The organism is Salmonella sp. NW1250 (assembly GCF_051812965.1).
GTDB classification, from domain to species: Bacteria; Pseudomonadota; Gammaproteobacteria; order Enterobacterales; family Enterobacteriaceae; genus Salmonella; species Salmonella enterica.
The window spans coordinates 77,601-96,524 of record NZ_JAMNDD010000003.1 but is presented as its reverse complement, the minus strand read 5'-3'; the positions used below and the strand labels follow the sequence as shown (position 1 = coordinate 96,524).

The window sequence follows — 18,924 nt, the reverse complement described above, 5'->3', positions numbered from 1 at the left end:
TATTACGGCTGCTGTGATGACGGCAATATCACGCCATGCCCACGCAAATGAAAGGGCTAAACCAGGCATTGTGACCTACGTTGTGACGCTTAGTTCGCACTTCTGCTCAACAGAATTGTTTCGACGAGTTTCATCCTAAGCAGGCAGGCTGACGCTATCAGGTTATCACAAGCGCTCTATCACAAAAGTAAACATTCTCCATCACGAAAACCCGCCGTTACGTTTTTTCACCCACTTTTTTCTCTTTAACGTTTTGCAATGTGCCGCCGGGTAGTATAAATACGCATAACCACCGTTATTTCACTTATGGACATCACCGTTGAAACGTAGTCTGCTTTTTACTGCCATGCTGTTTGCGGCATCCCTTACTTCTGTCCAGGCGGCTCAGCCGATTGCCGATCCGGTTTTTGCCTCTGATATCGTTGATCGTTATGCCGAGCATATCTTTTATGGTAGCGGCGCCACGGGCATGGCGCTGGTGGTGATCGACGGCAATCAACGCGTATTTCGTAGTTTCGGTGACACCAGACCGGGCAATAATGTTCGTCCACAGCTTGATTCGGTCATTCGTATCGCTTCGCTCACCAAGCTAATGACCAGTGAAATGTTGGTAAAATTGCTCGATCAGGGAACGGTAAAATTAAACGATCCTCTCAGCAAATATGCGCCTCCCGGCGCGCATGTCCCGACGTATCAAGGCACGCCGATTACGTTGGTCAACTTAGCGACCCACACCAGCGCGCTTCCGCGAGAACAGCCCGGCGGCGCGGCGCATCGTCCGGTATTTGTCTGGCCAACCCGCGAACAACGCTGGAACTGGCTCTCCACAGCAACGTTAAAAGTCGCGCCAGGCTCGCAGGCGGCCTATTCCAATCTGGCGTTCGACCTGTTAGCCGACGCGCTGGCGACCGCCTCCGGCAAACCTTATACGCAACTGTTTGAAGAAAAGATTACTCGCCCGCTGGGAATGAAAGACACCACGTTTACCCCTTCTCCCGATCAGTGTAAGCGTCTGATGGTGGCAGAAAAAGGCGCAAGCCCCTGTAATAATACGCTGGCTGCCATTGGCAGCGGTGGGGTCTATTCTACGCCAGGAGATATGATGCGCTGGATGCAACAGTATCTGTCGTCAGATTTCTATCACCGTAGCCAACAGGCCGATCGTATGCAAACGTTGATTTATCAGCGCACACAGTTAAAGAAAATCATTGGGATGGACGTACCGGGTAAAGCCGACGCGCTCGGTCTGGGCTGGGTCTATATGGCGCCAAAAGACGGACGTCCTGGCATTATCCAGAAAACAGGAGGCGGCGGCGGTTTTATTACCTATATGGCGATGATCCCGCAATATAATATTGGCGCTTTTGTGGTCGTAACCCGTTCCCCCCTCACTCGTTTTACCAATATGAGCGACGGGATTAACGATTTGGTTACTGAGCTAAGCGGCAATAAACCGATTGCTATTCCTGCATCCTGAGTCGTCGCGCCTCGCGCTATATCAGACGAGGCGCAACCTTTTGTTAATATTCGGAGGGCAAACGGTTAATACTGATCAGTTTGCCTTTATTCATTTCAATGTAATTACCCTTACGCAGGGCCGCGAGAACTTCCGCCACCACCGATCGCGATACGCGCGTTCGTTGATGAATATAATTCATAACACCAATACGTGAGCGAAGTTCTTCATCCCACTCAATCATTGTCATTAACGTCGCACGAATCTGGTCGTAAGAATTATTACCAATGAGCTGCTTGTCACGAAGTTCCAGTACCTGACTTTTCCATACTATCCAACAGAAGGCTTCACGCCACAGTTGGTTCTGCTCAATGATGGCGAGAGTTTGTGATGATGAGAGGCGATAACCGATGCAACCGCTCTCCGCAATTAATTTATATTGTGCCTCTTTTTTCGCCACACCATCGGCTAAGCCGAAAATAAAGGGGGCCTGCACAATACCAATAAGAACTTTATCACCGCGAACTAACGAAACAACCCCCTCTAAAATAACAAAGGTATGGGTATTACTTTCATCAGGTGAACAGATAATCTCTTTATCATTAACAAACTCGAAACGCGTACCATGCTTAGAAAGGCATTTATCGAGTCTGTAGAATTCCTGTAGTGGCTTGCTTAAAGATAACATATGCATTCCTTGCAATAATGCCCGTCAAGTCCTTGACGGGCATTTTTCAGTTTAAATTACCTTTATTTCTCCTGAGAGAAAATGATTACCAGGTATATTTAACACCAACGTTTGCAGACCAGTCTTGATCAACATCACCGCCGCCGAGGTAGTTAGCATCGGTGTAGGCGCTGAAGTTCTTCGTGAAGCTGAACTGAGTACCCAGACCAACACGTACCGCAGAACCTTCTACGCCGTTGTCGATAGAGTCGCCGTTTACGTCAGCATCGTTGTTGGAGTCGTCGTAAACGTAAGCCAGTTTGAAGTACGGGGTCAACGCCTGATCTTCGCTGTAAGTGAAGGTATAACCTGCATCTACACCGAGTTCATAACGCATGCTGTCGTAAGACTGACCGTCAACTTTCATGTCGTTGCTCAGCTGGTAGTCGTCGCCAGACTGGAACAGACCGGATACGCTGCCGTAAGGCGTTACGTAGCCTGCATCACCCAGCTTCAGATCATAACCCAGTTTCAAGCCGAAGCCCCAGGCGTCAGAAGAGGTGTTGCCGTCAACGTAAGTACCGTCGCTCATGTTAGCAGACAAATCGTTGTTGAAGTGAGAGTAGCTCAAGTTACCGTCAACAAAGATGTTGTTTGCGAAACGAGCGGAAGAGTAGATGTAGGCAGACTGGCTGTCCTGATCCACCTGACCGGTACGATCGCTCAGATCGCCTTTCGCGAAGCCTGCTGCCGCACCAACGATCCACTTAGCGTTGTTACCATCAACTTTGGTATCAACACCGACCATGATGCCATTAACATCCTGATCGTAGTTAATGGTGCCGTTGTCGCCGTTGAAGTTACCGCCGAAGTAGCTTACCCATGCGCCGCCGTTATCCGCCAGGCCATGACGAGCGTTGGTCAGACGAGTACCAACGGTGTCTTGTTCCAGGTTCCAGATATTGGTGTTCGCAGAAGGAATGCTCAGCGCCATGTTAGCGTAGTCGGTCAGTTCCATCTGTTCCAGCACGACAGTGTTGCCTTCCTGCTTAGCCTGATAGGTGTAAGCACCCAGGTCAGCTTTGTTTGCTGCAGAGAAGGTTGCGTCGGTGTTTACGTCATTGACACGAATCAGCTCGTTGCCTTTGTAATCCGCAACAGAACCGGCACCAGTAGCGTTGTCGATGCGCACTTTATAGTTACCAGTTGCGGCTACAACGTTGTCAGTGTAGCTATTATCCGCTTCACCGTTAGCACTGTAAGTAGTATCGGCAGTGTTATCACCGTTGTAATAATCACCATTACCATTCACGGTCAAATGACCGTCAGAAGTCATAGCGATGACACCGTAACCATAGGTAGCATTTGATGTATCGGCTGTGTTGGTGTGGCCGTTAACCAAATCTGCATCCAGCACATAGTCGCTGTTGTTGATGTTAAATACACCAGCGTTGGTCAGTTCCAGAGTATCCGTACCGAAAGAATCGGCATCAAATTCACCAGCACCGATGCTGAATTCACCGCCGTTTGATACGGTAATAGTGTTAGCATACAGATAAGCAGTTTCGTTTGTCAGATCAACTTTACTGTAACTATCAACCGTCAGGTGATCGGTATCAACTTCGCCATAGGAACTGAGGTTCATTGTTGAACCATTGGTCAATGTGATGGTGTCTGCGATTAAAGAAGAACTATCAGCTACGTTAACCTGAGAACCATTATTAACAGTTAGGGTATCGACGTTTGAAGCGTTTACCGTATCCCATTCAGAACCGTTATCCAGCGCTACAGTGAAGATACCGCTCTGGAAGGTCTTGTCATCAACAACGTTGCCCCATTTATCGAAAACAGAATCAGGTTCTAAGCTGTTAGTACCATCTTCAAGATTGTACATCTCAGTCGGATCGATACGATCATAGGTAAAGTATGCGTCACCTACCCACTTACTACCGTTATCCAGTTTGAGGTTCAGTTCATCAACGTTATCGTTATCGTGACTCCAACCGCCATTCGTATCCTCTACACCATCATTGTTGGTGTCATAACCGATTTTGCTGAAACCATCGCTGGCGTTGATAACACCATCGCCATTGGAATCAGCATTCGCGTCGCCAGCATTGTTGAAGTTACTCGTAAACACAACATCACCCATCAACGTTGAACCGTTGGTGAATGTAACGTTGTTCTTCATCGAATAGTATGAGTCAGGATCATCTGAGAACGATAAAGCAGTGTCATTCGGATTATGGTACCAGGTTCCTGTCGTTGTATCATAAACAGCGTTGCCAGAATAATCGCTTGGCTCTGAAGAGTTACCAAACCAACCGCTACCCTCAAGCGGAGTCACAGCCCCTGATGTAACAGTGGAATTGTCAACGACAATAGTGTTGTCCCAAGTATGAACATAAGCGCTATCACCACCAGTAGCATATGTTGCGTCGTAAGTATCGCCCTGGCTCAGAGTAATACCTGCAACACGAGAGTTATTGGTGATATTAATATTACTTTCGACATCCAACGTTACAGCAGTGCCTAAAGAAGCTAATTCGGAAGTACGCCAATCTTCCGTAGTAACTTTTCCATCAGCATTATTATAATCATCGGTGAAGTAGAAATATTCATAATCATCATCGATAGTGGAGTTAGCGATATTGAGGGTAAATGTATCGCCATCATCCCAGTCATGATCAACATATGCTGTGTCATCCCACATATGTTGGGAAGTAATCATGCCATGGATGGTAGAATTGGTGATATTCAGTGTATTCGTAGAATCTGCGGTGTAGTCATTGTTCAGATAATACGTAGAAATAACACCATTTACAGTATCGTTGTTAAAGGATTGATCGAAATCGGTAGTTGCAGGATTGTAATAAACATAACCACCGTAAGTTACATAATCGGTGTCAGTATTGATCCCAGCGTACTGGGTAGTTGCGTCGTCATGATACCCAAAAGTGTTATAAGTAGTAGCATTCGCCTGAGAAGTGATTGCCAGAGTGCAAGCCAATGCTAATTGTGAGACTACAAGTTTCTTTTTCCAGGAGTGCATTTGTCATCCCTCCTCAGGGACGTAATATAGTTGATCCATCAATTATCAATGCATAAAAACATACAGATGTTTAGCAAGAAGGATTATGCGGCGTCATTGCTAAAAGGTTCAATTATTCTTTATCCTCAGTCCGGATTCGGACATGAATTAAAAAGGCGTAATAAAAGGAAATTTTATAATTGAAAAGCATTCTTTTTCATGACCTTACAAGAAAATAAAAAAACAAAATACATATAAGATAAATATGGATTAAAGAAAAACAAAATAAACATGAATAATGTTGAAACCCACATTTACTTAAATGACGATGAAATAAAACTAAAAACAACGTAAAACTAATTCTTATTTAAAATGATATAGTGCCTGAGGTATTAATCTTCGGTATATAAAAGAAGCGCCATGTTCTGCCGCCGCCGGGGCTGCGCCTGCTACGTTAAGGACCGTTTTCGTAAAACATCTGCCTGCAGATTCAGGTATACTGGGCCTTCGATTCCACAAACATCAGGCAGACCATGACAGACCTTATCCATCGCCCTCGCCGCCTGCGCAAATCCGCTGCGCTGCGCGCTATGTTTGAAGAGACAACACTTAGCCTGAACGACCTGGTGTTGCCGATCTTTGTTGAAGAAGAACTCGACGATTACAAAGCTATTGATGCCATGCCCGGCGTAATGCGTATCCCGGAAAAGCAGCTGGCGCGAGAGATTGAACGTATCGCAAATGCTGGCATTCGTTCCGTTATGACCTTCGGCATTTCTCACCATACTGATGACACCGGCAGCGATACCTGGAAAGAAGACGGCCTGGTGGCAAGAATGTCCCGCATCTGTAAGCAAACCGTGCCGGAGATGATCGTTATGTCCGACACCTGCTTCTGCGAATACACCTCGCACGGCCACTGCGGCGTGTTGTGCGAACACGGCGTGGATAACGATGCGACGCTGGCCAACCTCGGCAAGCAGGCCGTTATCGCGGCGGCGGCTGGAGCAGATTTTATTGCGCCCTCCGCGGCAATGGATGGACAAGTCCAGGCTATCCGCCAGGCGTTGGATGCCGCCGGTTTTACCGATACGGCAATAATGTCCTACTCCACCAAGTTCGCCTCTTCTTTCTACGGCCCCTTCCGTGAAGCAGCGGGCACCGCGTTAAAAGGCGACCGCAAGACGTATCAAATGAATCCGATGAACCGTCGTGAAGCGATTCGTGAATCACTGCTCGACGAAGCCCAGGGCGCGGATTGCTTAATGGTGAAACCGGCCGGCGCGTATCTGGACGTGCTGCGTGAAATCCGCGAACGCACAGAGTTGCCGCTTGGCGCTTACCAGGTGAGCGGTGAATACGCCATGATTAAATTTGCTGCTATGGCTGGCGCCATCGATGAAGAAAAGGTCGTGCTGGAAAGTCTGGGCTCGATTAAACGCGCCGGCGCCGATTTGATTTTCAGTTACTTCGCGCTGGATCTGGCTGAGAAAAATATTCTGCGTTAATTCTGTTACAGGGCGGCGCGCTGCCGCCGCCCTTTCCCGACTTTACACCCCACTATTCAGTCGCTGAGTCTAACCCGTTGCCGGACGCGGCTTATCCGGCTTACGGCTATTCCTCGATCGCCTGGCGAATTTGCTGCAACGACGCAGGATCGTCAATGGTTGTCAGATCGCCCGGATCGCGGCCTTCGCAGATCGCCTGGATCGTGCGGCGAAGCATCTTTCCGGAACGCGTTTTGGGGAGCTGCGAGACAAACCAGACATGCGCCGGACGACCAAAGTGACCGATCTGGTTGTCCACCAGCGCCATAATCGCGTTTTCCTCGTCGCGCGCCGCCTCGCGATCCGCCAGCGTATCGCTCTGCTTCGGAATGACAAACGCCACCGCAACCTGCCCTTTCAGAGCGTCTTTTATCCCCACTACCGCCACTTCCGCTACGTTCGGGTAGCTGGAGATACTTTCTTCTATTTCTCGCGTTCCCAGCCGATGGCCCGCAATATTAATCACATCATCGGTACGGCCCAGAATAAAGTAATACCCCTCGGCGTCGCGGATTCCCCAGTCGAAGGTGGCATAAACCTGACGGGCAAACAGCGACCAGTAAGTCTTCACAAAACGCGCATCGTCGCCCCAAATAGTCTGAATACAGCCCGGCGGCAGCGGCCCTTCGATCACCAGCATTCCCTTTTCATTTATGCCGCAAGGTTCGCCGGTGACTTCATTGAGTAGCTGGACGTTATAACCGTACATCGGCACGCCGGGACTTCCCAGACGCGACGGCCTGTCGTCCAGCGCGCGGGCCAACGCCATGATCGGCCAGCCTGACTCCGTCTGCCAATAATTGTCGATGACCGGTACGCCCAGCGTTTCCGTCACCCAACTGGCCGTCGGCTCGTCCAGCGGCTCACCGGCCAGATAAAGCGCTTCCAGCGAGGAGAGATCGTGATTGCGGATTTGCGCCGTCGGGAATTTTTTCAGCACGCGAATCGCGGTCGGGGCGGAAAACATCCGGTTAACCTGGTATTTCTCGACAATTTTCCACCAGACCCCGCAGTCCGGGTACGTCGGCAGTCCTTCGTAAACAATCGTCGCCATGCCTGCCAGCAGCGGCGCGTAAACGATATAGGAGTGGCCGACGACCCAGCCGATATCCGATGCGCAAAAGAATACGCCGCCCACCTTGCCGCCAAAAATGGTGTCCATCGAGGTTGCCAGCGCCACCGCATAACCGCCGACGTCGCGCTGGACGCCTTTCGGTTTGCCGGTAGTGCCGGAGGTGTAAAGAATGCACGAGGTTTCATTGGATTCCAGCCACGCCACCGGCACGCTCGCGCCGAGATGCTGCTGGCGCAACGTGGAAAAATCCAGATCGCGCCCATCCACCCACGCCATTTTCGCCAGCCCTCTGTCCACCAGCAGAACGTGTTTCGGCTGATGCTGCGCCTGCGCAATAGCGTCATCAAGCAGCTTTTTATACGGCAGGATTTTACCGCCCCGCGCTCCGGCATCCGCCGACACAATCAGCGCCGGTCTGGCATCGTCAATGCGCGCCGCCACGCTGTGCGAGGCAAAACCGCCAAAGACCACCGAATGGATCGCGCCAATGCGCGCACAGGCCAGCAGGGTTATCTGCGCTTCGGCAATCATCGGCATATAGACCAATACGCGATCGCCACGCTGCACGCCCAGCGACAGCAGCATGGCGGCCACAGCGTTGACTTCATCATGCAACTGGCTGAAGGTAAATGTGCGCTCTTCATCGGTCTCTGATGAGACGGCAATCAGCGCCAGCGCCTCCGGCTGCTTATCCAGCCAGCGGTCGACGGCGTTATGACATAAGTTAGTGGTGCCGCCGCAAAACCAGCGGGCAAACGGTGGACGGCTATGATCCAGCGTCTGCGTAAACGGCTGTCGCCAGTCGATACGTCGGGCCTGCTCGGCCCAGAACGCCTCCGGTTCGTTAATGGAACGCTGATAAAATTCGCTAAAAGACATCACGCTCTCCTGTTGAACTTACGCCTTACTGCTGGCTGGCTCAGATGACATATAAATCGAGGTATTCGTTAACCGGCATCTGCTCCAGGCGGGCTCTGTCCAGGGAGACATCCAGAATGCGTTGCTGCTGGCGAGTCGGGAACTGACGCGCCAGGTTAATTTTAAATTTTTCGATAAGCTTCGGAATACCGTCGGCGCGGCGACGCGCATGACCAATCGGATACTCCACGGCAACCTCGCCAAAGCATGAGCCATCAGTAAACTCCACGGTGATCGCATTGCCGATAGCACGTTTTTCCGGGTCGTGATAGTCGGCGGTAAAAGCCGGGTCCTCATAACACACGATTTTCTCGCGCAGGGCGTCAATACGCTTGTCCTGCGCCACCTCGTCTTCATAATCCGCCGCGGTTAACCGTCCGAACAGCAGCGGCACGGCGACCATATACTGGATACAGTGATCGCGGTCCGCCGGGTTATTGAGTGGGCCTTTTTTATCGATAATGCGGAGACAGGCTTCGTGGGTGCGGATAGTCACTTTCTCGATATCCGCTGCCGTTTTGCCCGCGGCCTGCATCTGCTCGTACAGCGTCATCGCCGCTTCGACGGCGGTTTGCGAGTGGAATTCTGCCGGGAAAGAAATTTTGAACAGCACGTTTTCCATCACGTAGGAGCCGTAAGGGCGCTGGAAACGGAACGTTTCACCTTTGAATGAAACGTCGTAGAAGCCCCAGGTTTTGGCGGTGAGCGCCGAGGGATAGCCCATCTCGCCGGTTTTCGCCATCAGCGCCAGACGTACCGCGCGCGAAGTCGCATCGCCCGCCGCCCAGGATTTGCGCGTACCGGTATTCGGCGCATGACGATAGGTACGCAGCGACTGGCCATCCACCCACGCCAGCGATACCGCGTTGAGGATCTCATCGCGCGTCAGCCCCAGCATTTCAGCGACCACCGCGGTCGAGGCCACTTTCACCAGCAGCACATGGTCAAGCCCGACACGGTTGAAGGCGTTTTCCAGCGCGATGCAGCCCTGAATTTCATGGGCTTTGATCATCCCGCTCAATACCTGTTTCATGGTCAGCGGCGCTTTGCCGGCGGCGACGGCGTTGCGTGACAGCCAGTCAGCAATCGCCAGAATACCGCCGAGGTTATCAGAAGGATGGCCCCACTCGGCGGCAAGCCAGGTATCGTTAAAATCGAGCCAGCGGATCATCGCGCCAATGTTAAAGGCTGCCTGTACCGGATCGAGCTGGAACTGAGTGCCTGGCACGCGTGCGCCGTTGGGCACCACCGTGCCTGGCACGATTGGCCCAAGCAATTTTTTACAGGCCGGGTATTCCAGCGCTTCCAGACCACAACCGAGCGTGTCGAGCAGGCAATAATGCGCGGTGTCGTACGCCACCTTTGAGGTGATCTCGTAATTCATAACGTAATCAACGATATCAACGATTTCACGGTCAAAGTCTGGGCGGATGTTCAGTTCTTGGGTAGACATAGGGTACGTTTCCTGCGTTTTATTTTTAATAAGAGTGAGTTAGCAACGATCGTCTATCGAGACAAACGGACGATCTTCCGGCCCGGTATAGTTGGCAGAGGGACGAATAATTTTGTTGTCCTGACGCTGTTCAATAATGTGCGCCGCCCAGCCGGTAACGCGGGCGATGACAAACAGCGGGGTGAACATTTCGGTAGGGACGCCCATCATGTTGTAGGAGACCGCCGAAAACCAGTCGAGATTCGGGAACATCTTTTTGGTCTCCCACATCACCGTTTCCAGACGGTCGGCGATGTGGTACATCTTCAGCGAGCCGCCTTCTTCTGAAAGCTGTTTCGCCACCCGTTTGATCACCTGATGGCGCGGGTCGGCGATGGTGTAAACCGGATGTCCAAAGCCAATCACCACCTCTTTGTTTTCCACGCGTTTACGGATATCCGCCTCTGCCTCGTCCGGCGTTTCATAACGCTGTTGAATTTCCAGCGACACCTCATTCGCCCCGCCGTGTTTCGGGCCGCGCAGCGCGCCAATCGCGCCGATAATCGCGGAGTAGACATCCGAGCCGGTTCCGGCAATCACCCGGCTGGTAAACGTCGAGGCGTTGAACTCATGCTCGGCATACAGCACCAGCGAAATATGCATCGCCTTTTCCCAGCTTTGGGTTGGCTTTTCACCATGCAGCAGATGCAGGAAATGGCCGCCGATGGAATCATCGTCGGTTTCCGGCTGAATACGTTCGCCGTTGTGGCTGTAGTGATACCAGTAAAGAAGGATAGAGCTGAGCGAGGCCAACAGCTTATCGGCAATATCGCGCGCGCCAGAGACGGTATGTGCCTCTTTTTCCGGCAGGGTGCAGCCCAGCGCGGAAACGCCGGTACGCATCACGTCCATCGGGTGCGAGGCCGCCGGTAACGCTTCCAGAACGGTACGGACATTGGCGGGTAATCCGCGCAGCGCTTTTAATTTGCTTTTATACGCGTTCAGCTCGTCGCGGGTCGGTAATTTTCCGTGGATCAGTAAATGCGCGACTTCTTCAAATTCGCAGTGCTCCGCCAGATCGAGAATGTCGTAACCGCGATAGTGCAGATCGTTACCGCTTTTTCCCACGGTACACAGAGCGGTATTTCCGGCAGGTACGCCGGAAAGCGCGACTGATTTTTTAGGCTTAATGACATGCGTGTTGTTTTGCAGGATCGTCGTGTCTGTCATATTGTCCTCGTCATTATTGTAATGTGTAGGGTATTGAGGCGTGTAGGCCGTACCGTAGGCGGGTTAAACGTAGTGCCATCCGGCATTGCCTGATGGCGGCTTCGCCTTATCAGGCCTACAGGCTACGATTTTTTATTCCTGTACAGCGCGTCCAGCTTCTCTTCGAACTGGTAGTAATTGATGCTTTCGTACAGCTCGTTACGAGTCTGCATGATGTCGATCACGTTCTTTTGCGTCCCTTCCTGGCGCAGCACGGTATAGACTTTTTCTGCGGCGCGGTTCATGGCGCGAAACGCCGACAGCGGATAGAGCGCCATCGCCACGTGTGCGCTGCGCAACTCGTCGGTCGTAAACAGCGGCGTCGCGCCAAACTCAGTGATGTTGGCGAGGATCGGCACCTGCGCCACGTCGGCGAACTGACGGTACATCGACAGTTCGGTGATCGCCTCCGGGAACAGCATGTCAGCCCCCGCGTCCACGTAAGCCTGCGCACGATCGAGAGCCGCCTCCAGCCCTTCCACCGCCAGCGCATCGGTACGCGCCATGATCACAAAGTTCGGATCGGTGCGCGCATCCACTGCCGCCCGAATTCGGTCTACCATCTCCTCTTTCGAGACGATCGCTTTGTTGGGACGGTGTCCACAGCGCTTAGCGCCAACCTGGTCTTCAATATGCAGCGCGGCGGCGCCCGCTTTGGCTATGGACTTTACCGTCCGCGCGACATTAAAGGCGGAGGAGCCAAAGCCAATATCCGCATCCACCAACAGCGGCAGCGGGCAAACATCCGTGATGCGCCGGATATCGGTTAACACATCATCCAGCGTCGAAATCCCCAGATCCGGCAGTCCGAGCGAGCCCGCCGCTACGCCGCCGCCAGAAAGATAGATAGCCTGATACCCGGCCCGTTGGGCCAACAGAGCATGGTTGGCATTAATAGCGCCGACAATTTGTAATGGATTCTCTTTAGCGAGCGCGGCGCGAAATGCCTGCCCCGGCGAATGTAAAGACATATCTCGTCCTCATGTTAGTAAATTGTTACTCAGAATGTATTCACCAAAGCAAAGGCTATGCCAGGCAAAGAGGCTGCGAGAAAATTAAATACAATGAGATTTAAAAACAGGTGATTACAGTCATTCCTGTTATGAATAAGCGCGATTAAGGGAAAAGAAAAACGTGTCAGCTAACGTTTCATGAAACGAATCACCCTGTTTCATTGCAACATTTATGAAACACGTTTAAAACAAAAAATCGCCCCTTAAAGATGAGCCTACTGCGATGACGACTGCTCACAGCGCTCCGCGCGATAATAGCGATAAACCGGTGATCTGGACGGTCTCCGTAACGCGTCTGTTCGAACTGTTTCGGGATATCAGCCTGGAATTCGATCATCTGGCGACCATCACGCCTATTCAACTCGGCTTTGAAAAGGCGGTGACCTACATTCGCAAAAAACTGGCGACCGAGCGCTGCGACGCGATTATCGCGGCGGGTTCGAATGGGGCCTATTTAAAAAGCCGCCTGTCAATACCGGTGATCCTCATCAAGCCCAGCGGATTCGATGTATTACAGGCGCTGGCGAAAGCGGGAAAGCTCACCTCGTCTATCGGTATCGTGACCTATCAGGAGACCATTCCGGCTTTACTTGCCTTTCAGAAAACGTTTCACCTCCGTCTTGAACAGCGAAGCTATGTCACCGAAGAGGACGCGCGCGGGCAAATTAACGAACTTAAGGCCAACGGTATTGAGGCCGTCGTCGGCGCGGGATTGATTACCGATCTGGCGGAAGAAGCAGGAATGACCGCCATCTTTATTTATTCCGCGGCGACCGTTCGTCAGGCTTTCTATGATGCGCTGGATATGACCCGTCTGACACGGCGACAGCGCGTGGATTACCCATCCGGCAAGGGATTACAAACCCGGTATGAACTGGGCGATATACGTGGCCAGTCGCCGCAAATGGAGCAGCTCCGCCAGACGATTACGCTCTATGCCCGCTCCCGTGCGGCAGTGCTGATTCAGGGGGAAACAGGGACCGGAAAAGAGCTGGCGGCGCAGGCGATTCACCAGACGTTTTTTCACCGCCAGCCTCACCGTCAGAATAAGCCATCCCCTCCCTTTGTCGCCGTCAATTGTGGCGCGATTACCGAGTCATTGCTGGAGGCGGAACTATTTGGTTATGAAGAGGGCGCGTTTACCGGTTCACGACGAGGAGGCCGGGCGGGGCTGTTTGAAATCGCACACGGCGGCACGCTGTTTCTGGATGAAATCGGCGAAATGCCCTTGCCCTTACAAACCCGACTTTTGCGCGTACTGGAGGAAAAAGCCGTCACTCGCGTCGGCGGACACCAACCGATCCCGGTGGATGTCCGGGTGATCAGCGCTACGCATTGCGATCTGGATCGGGAGATAATGCAAGGACGTTTTCGCCCCGATCTCTTTTACCGCCTGAGTATTCTGCGTCTGACGCTTCCTCCTTTGCGCGAGCGGCAGGCTGATATTTTGCCGCTGGCGGAAAGCTTTTTAAAACAGTCGCTGGCGGCGATGGAAATTCCGTTTACCGAATCGATACGTCATGGATTGACACAGTGTCAGCCGCTTTTGCTGGCCTGGCGCTGGCCCGGTAATATTCGCGAACTGCGTAATATGATGGAGCGCCTGGCGCTTTTTTTAAGCGTCGATCCCGCGCCAACGCTGGACAGGCAATTTATGCGGCAGTTATTACCTGAGCTTATGGTGAACACAGCAGAACTGACGCCTTCAACCGTGGATGCGCACACGTTACAGGATGTACTGGCGCGCTTTAATGGCGATAAGACCGCGGCGGCGCGTTATCTGGGGATTAGCCGCACCACTCTGTGGCGTCGTTTAAAAGCTGGTGCCAAAGACCAGTCGGGTAATTAAGACAAATGACAGCGTCCTGAATGCCTGATGGCGCTACGTTTACTGCAGGCCGTCATCCGGCAAAAACGGATGACGGTTGCCTGGAATAAAAATACCCGCCGGAAACCCAGGCGGGTATTTTTATGATGCAACGCTTTTATTTCTTTTTATAAATATCAGCCGTACCATGAATTTTATTTTCTGTCTGCCCGGACGTCAGCACCACCACATCCGCCCCTTTTTCATCCGCCTTTTTGATTAAATCTTCTCTGGCATCCAGCGGCGACATTTCCCCGGTGGTGGAAATAGTGCCAATTTTCGTGTATTCGGAGGCGACTTTATCAAAGTCCGTTTTTTTCATGATTTCTGCGGCATAAACGTTTGTCACGACAAACGCTAATGCGCCAAGCATAACCTTGTAGCCAGTTTTCATAGCAAAACCCTCGTTTTATTATTACGCCATCATCGCTTTATCAGAACAAAAAAGCCGTTCGGACTGATTAAATAAGTAGTGTAGATTGCTGGAAAAATCCAGTCAGCCCCCGCTCTGTCGGCGTAACAACGCGGATTAAAACGCCCCTGCTTTGTGATCTCACTCGCAATCATCTGGTTTGACTATTAATAAGATGAACGTTATTTCTTGAGGCTATGGGAAGAGTTGTCTATGGAGCCGTTTCACGCCGTTGTGCTTACCGTCAGTCTGTTTGTGTTAACCTTTTTTAATCCCGGCGCGAATTTGTTTGTGGTGGTGCAAACCAGCCTCGCATCAGGACGCCGGGCGGGAGTCATCACCGGCCTGGGCGTCGCCACGGGAGACGCCTTTTATTCCGGGCTGGGGCTTTTCGGTCTGGCGACGCTCATTACGCAATGCGAAGCGGTATTTTCTCTTATCAAAATTGTCGGCGGCGCCTATTTATTATGGTTCGCCTGGAACAGTATTCGCCACCAGGCGACGCCGCAAATGAGCACGCTCCAGACGCCGATTGCCGCTCCGTGGACAATTTTCTTTCGCCGGGGATTAATGACCGATTTATCCAATCCGCAAACCGTACTGTTTTTTATCAGTATTTTTTCCGTAACACTTAGCGCAGAAACGCCCACATGGGCAAGGTTAATGGCCTGGGCCGGAATTGTGCTGTCATCCGTTATCTGGCGTATTTTTCTCAGCCAGGCCTTTTCGCTCCCCGCAGTCCGCCGCGCTTATGGACGAATACAGCGCATTGCCAGCCGTGTTATCGGCGCCATTATCGGGATGTTTGCGCTCAGACTTCTCTATGAAGGCGTGACGCACCGCTAGTTTGCCCGGTAGCCTTTGCTACCGGACGATAAGCGTTATCAAAACGCCCATGACACGCTGCCTACAATGCTACGCTCGGCGCCAAAATAACAATAAGAGAGCGAATTACAGGCAGCGACATAGCGTTTGTCCGTCAGATTATTTACGTTGAGCTGGGCGCTCAAGCCATTTAACCCAATGCTGGATAAATCATACCCAACCACCATGTCGACCAGTGTATAGGACGGCAAGGTGTGGGTATTCAGGCGATCGCTGGTCACGCCGTTGACGTACCGGATGCCGGAGCCCAAAGTCAGCCCCTCTAACAGACCGCTTTTCACATCGTAGCTTAGCCAGGCGCTGGCCTGGTTCCGTGGAGCATAAACCGCGCGCTTCCCCTGCTCTTGCGGGCTACTTTTCTTATAACGTATATCAGTATAGGTATACGCCGCCTGCAAACGGACGCTATCCGACAAATGGCTAATGGCCTCCAGTTCCACCCCTTTAGACTCAATTTCACCAATCGAGCGGTACGGATCGGTAGGTTCTTCTTTGGTCGCGATATTGGTCTGATTAATACGATACACGGCGGCGCTAAACTGGCTATTCCCCCCCAGCGGTTCGTATTTTACCCCCGCCTCCCACTGCTTGCCTTTCATCGGTTCCAGCACATTGCCGTTTTCGTCGGCGAAGCTGGTCGGCGTAAACGCGGTAGAATAACTGAGATAGGGGGCGACGCCATTGTCGAACAGATAAAGCAACGCAGCACGGGTACTGACGTTGTTTTTATCGAGATCGCTGCGTGAATCATGAAGTTTGTCGATGTTAGACACGCTGACCCGATCGTAACGACCGCCCAACGTAAAGCGCCAGCGATCCCATGACATCTGATCCTGTAAATAGTATCCGGTCTGCCGCAGCTTATGTTTTTCACGGCTATACAACGTAATGTAATCCGGCTGAGCGCCATAAACAGGGTTGAAAGCGTCAATCGGCGGAAACGCGCCATAATAGCCAGTAGTATGGTTACTGCGATCCTGATAATCGATCCCCACCAGCAGACGATGATTAATCGCCCCGGTATCCACGCTGCCGTCGAGCTGATTATCCAGCGCAATAGCCGACATTTTCTCCCCGGAGCCGGAATAGCCGCGATTCAGCGCCGTTTCATTCAACCAACCTGCGGCATAGACCTGATTCAACGTCACTTTGGTATGCAAATAGCGCAATTTTTGCCGTACCGACCAGCCGTTATCGAACAGATGCTCAATGTTATAACCCACCATATTTTCACGGCGATCGTATTTGTCGTAGTCATCTTCACCTTCAAAGAAAGTGTTAGAAATTTTTCCGCCGTTATAAGGTACAACCGTGCCTTGATAAGGCAGTCCGGAGTGGCTACCGCCTTCCGGATCAAGGTGCAGATAGGCCATAAGATCAAGACGCGTCCGATCGGTAATTCGCCAGGTCAGGCTCGGCATCAGCGCATAACGTTCCTCTTTCAAGGGGGTAAACTGCGAATCGGCGTAACGTGTCATGCCGCTAAGACGCGCCGCCACACGTTCATTGTCATCCAGTGGGCCGGTCACATCAAAAGCCGCCCCGCGCTGGTTGTGATTGCCGGCAAACAGCTTCACCTCTCCCCCGGCATCAAACGCCGGTTTTCGCGACGTCAGCGCGACAATGCCGCCTGGCGATGAACGTCCATACAGAACGGACGCCGGGCCGCGTACCACCTCGATATCTTCCAGAAACCAGGGGTCAACCACCAACGAACTGTGCGAATTGGTGTCGCCCATCATTTTTAACCCGTCGAGATAGACGTTATCCAGACTACCGTCCGAAAAACCACGCAATACGATGTAATCAAAGCGGTTAGAGGCGCCTATCTGATTACTGTATACGCCTGGGGTGTAGCTGACCGCCTGACGCACGCTGGTTGCGCCCTGCTCTTCAAACTGCTGGCGGGTAATAATGGATACCGACTGCGGCGTTTCAATATCTGGCGTCGCCAGCTTAGTCGCGCCACTCTGAACGGGCGAGGTGACAATGACGGTATCATTTTTTGTGGTTTCCTGGGCAGAAAGAGGAAAAGTCGCGCCGCCGATAGCTCCGCCTATCAATAGCGCCATACGCGTTGTCGCAAACATGAACATCTCCAAAGGCATCTTTATTGTAAATAAGAATTATTACCTTTTAGAGATAACGGACCACTATGCGTAACGCCAGATTGCCTATGCGCAATGATAAAAAATCACCCAAAGCGGCAGAAAACCGGGTTAGCAGCGGATATTACCGCTCTGGCGGGGCGCGTTACGCACAGTGGCGGGACGCCGTCAGAGACGCGTCACGCAGCTCGCCGGGCGAGCAACCATAACGCCGACGAAATGCCGTCGCAAAGTTTGTGGCATGTTGATAGCCTGACATCCAGGCGGCCTGCTGCACGCTGTATCCCTCCATCAGATAACGACGCGCACGCGCCAGGCGGCAATCGCGCAGATAATCAAACACGGTACACCCATAGGCATGGCGAAACTTGCACCGCAGGCTACTTGGACTCATTGCCGCCCGACGCGCCAGTTCGTTCAGCGTGTAAGCTTTTTCCGGCGTCTGCTCCAGTAAACGCCGAATGAGCTCCAGCCGCTGATATTCACCGGTGACGGGAAGCCCGCGTTTTTGCGTTGCGGGCTGACATAGATTTAGCGCATAGCCCAGTAATTGCAGCATGATGCCTTCCAGCATTAACTGGCGTGACGCCGCATGAGGTCCGGGCTGCTGCGCATAACGTAGCCCCGAAAGCAGAAACTCCGGCACCTGCCAGACCCTCGCCGAGGCAGCGCTATTTTCCCACTCGTCTGCCAGCGAGACAGGCAAACGCTCCCGCCATCCGCCGTCCGGGTACATTCCCAGCGACAAGGTGCGCAATTTACTGTCTGCGCCGTGATGGGCGCGTATCGTCTGCTGCTCACTCAGCTGCGAGCAAAACGCCATCCCCGCGCTCAACAAAAAGGTCTGCTCATTGACAGCCAGCGCGACGTTACCTTCCAGCACCACCAGCATATACAGCGGACTGCTATGGCGAGAGGTGGTTTCATAAGGTTGTAACACGTGAACATCCGAGCGTGTAATGCAAATCCCGCCGGGAAGCGCTATCTCTTCGATATCGCCATGAAGTACGGGACTACTCTGCGTATACTGCGGTAACGCAGGGAAGCGGTAATCAATGCCATAACGCTCGCCAAACGCGATGAAGTCGCTGACGGAAAAGATCTTTTTCATCGCCGGGGCGGCGGAAGAGTGACAGGAGATCGGAGACATTATCAATACCGTTTATCTGCGTTATACCAGAGCGTTAGCCACTGTGTAACCATATCACTGCGGCCCGGGAACGACAATAAAGATGAGAATAATT

Annotated in this window: 13 protein-coding genes; 4 read left to right on the top strand and 9 right to left on the bottom strand. The window is 52.2% G+C overall.

Annotated elements, in window-relative coordinates; translation table 11 throughout:
* Nucleotides 1-319: 319 nt before the first annotated feature.
* The gene (gene ampH, locus NBA72_RS06010) at nucleotides 320-1,477 is read left to right on the top strand and encodes a D-alanyl-D-alanine-carboxypeptidase/endopeptidase AmpH (RefSeq protein WP_000830777.1); all 1,158 of its coding nucleotides are present in this window, start codon (nucleotides 320-322) and stop codon (nucleotides 1,475-1,477) included.
* A gap of 43 nt (nucleotides 1,478-1,520) precedes the next feature.
* Here ampH and iprA read toward each other — a convergent pair whose 3' ends face one another.
* Entirely contained in the window at nucleotides 1,521-2,144 is a 624-nt protein-coding gene (gene iprA / locus NBA72_RS06005; RefSeq protein ID WP_000950242.1) for a hydrogen peroxide resistance inhibitor IprA, read from the bottom strand.
* Nucleotides 2,145-2,229: 85 nt separating this feature from the next.
* Nucleotides 2,230-5,175: an autotransporter outer membrane beta-barrel domain-containing protein gene (locus NBA72_RS06000; protein ID WP_042948175.1), complete on the bottom strand. Its 2,946-nt coding sequence runs from the start codon at nucleotides 5,173-5,175 to the stop codon at nucleotides 2,230-2,232.
* Between the two features lie 512 nt (nucleotides 5,176-5,687).
* Between NBA72_RS06000 and hemB the strand changes: the two genes are divergently transcribed.
* Nucleotides 5,688-6,662 carry a porphobilinogen synthase gene (hemB, locus tag NBA72_RS05995; protein WP_000130724.1) on the top strand — a complete coding sequence of 325 codons (975 nt, stop codon included), beginning with the start codon at nucleotides 5,688-5,690 and terminating at the stop codon, nucleotides 6,660-6,662.
* A gap of 106 nt (nucleotides 6,663-6,768) precedes the next feature.
* On the opposite strand, the gene prpE is transcribed toward hemB, so the two are convergent.
* The 4 genes from prpE to prpB all read right to left on the bottom strand — a co-directional run bounded on the left by prpE (nucleotide 6,769) and on the right by prpB (nucleotide 12,366).
* Nucleotides 6,769-8,655: a propionate--CoA ligase gene (gene prpE / locus NBA72_RS05990; RefSeq protein ID WP_042948176.1), complete on the bottom strand. Its 1,887-nt coding sequence runs from the start codon at nucleotides 8,653-8,655 to the stop codon at nucleotides 6,769-6,771.
* 40 nt (nucleotides 8,656-8,695) lie between these two features.
* Nucleotides 8,696-10,147, bottom strand: a complete 1,452-nt coding sequence (locus NBA72_RS05985; protein WP_042948177.1) for a bifunctional 2-methylcitrate dehydratase/aconitate hydratase — start codon at nucleotides 10,145-10,147, stop codon at nucleotides 8,696-8,698.
* A 39-nt stretch (nucleotides 10,148-10,186) separates the two neighbouring features.
* Nucleotides 10,187-11,356: a bifunctional 2-methylcitrate synthase/citrate synthase gene (gene prpC / locus NBA72_RS05980; RefSeq protein WP_000132746.1), complete on the bottom strand. Its 1,170-nt coding sequence runs from the start codon at nucleotides 11,354-11,356 to the stop codon at nucleotides 10,187-10,189.
* Between the two features lie 122 nt (nucleotides 11,357-11,478).
* The gene (gene prpB / locus NBA72_RS05975) at nucleotides 11,479-12,366 is read right to left on the bottom strand and encodes a methylisocitrate lyase (RefSeq protein WP_000052221.1); all 888 of its coding nucleotides are present in this window, start codon (nucleotides 12,364-12,366) and stop codon (nucleotides 11,479-11,481) included.
* 265 nt (nucleotides 12,367-12,631) lie between these two features.
* Between prpB and prpR the strand changes: the two genes are divergently transcribed.
* Nucleotides 12,632-14,257 carry a propionate catabolism operon regulatory protein PrpR gene (gene prpR / locus NBA72_RS05970; protein ID WP_042948178.1) on the top strand — a complete coding sequence of 542 codons (1,626 nt, stop codon included), beginning with the start codon at nucleotides 12,632-12,634 and terminating at the stop codon, nucleotides 14,255-14,257.
* Between the two features lie 136 nt (nucleotides 14,258-14,393).
* Here prpR and yahO read toward each other — a convergent pair whose 3' ends face one another.
* On the bottom strand, nucleotides 14,394-14,669 hold the full coding sequence (yahO, locus tag NBA72_RS05965; RefSeq protein ID WP_000848026.1) for a DUF1471 family periplasmic protein YahO: 276 nt from the start codon (nucleotides 14,667-14,669) through the stop codon (nucleotides 14,394-14,396).
* A 231-nt stretch (nucleotides 14,670-14,900) separates the two neighbouring features.
* Here yahO and NBA72_RS05960 point away from each other — a divergent pair, with 231 nt between their 5' ends.
* Nucleotides 14,901-15,533, top strand: coding sequence for a LysE family transporter (locus tag NBA72_RS05960; protein WP_000433131.1), 633 nt, complete (start codon nucleotides 14,901-14,903; stop codon nucleotides 15,531-15,533).
* Nucleotides 15,534-15,571: 38 nt separating this feature from the next.
* Here the strand turns inward: NBA72_RS05960 and foxA are convergent, their stop codons facing one another.
* Both foxA and foxR read right to left on the bottom strand, forming a co-directional pair.
* Nucleotides 15,572-17,680, bottom strand: a complete 2,109-nt coding sequence (gene foxA, locus NBA72_RS05955; protein WP_137963472.1) for a ferrioxamine B receptor FoxA — start codon at nucleotides 17,678-17,680, stop codon at nucleotides 15,572-15,574.
* Nucleotides 17,681-17,825: 145 nt separating this feature from the next.
* Nucleotides 17,826-18,830, bottom strand: coding sequence for a ferrioxamine uptake transcriptional regulator FoxR (gene foxR / locus NBA72_RS05950; protein ID WP_000074601.1), 1,005 nt, complete (start codon nucleotides 18,828-18,830; stop codon nucleotides 17,826-17,828).
* Nucleotides 18,831-18,924: the final 94 nt, after the last annotated feature.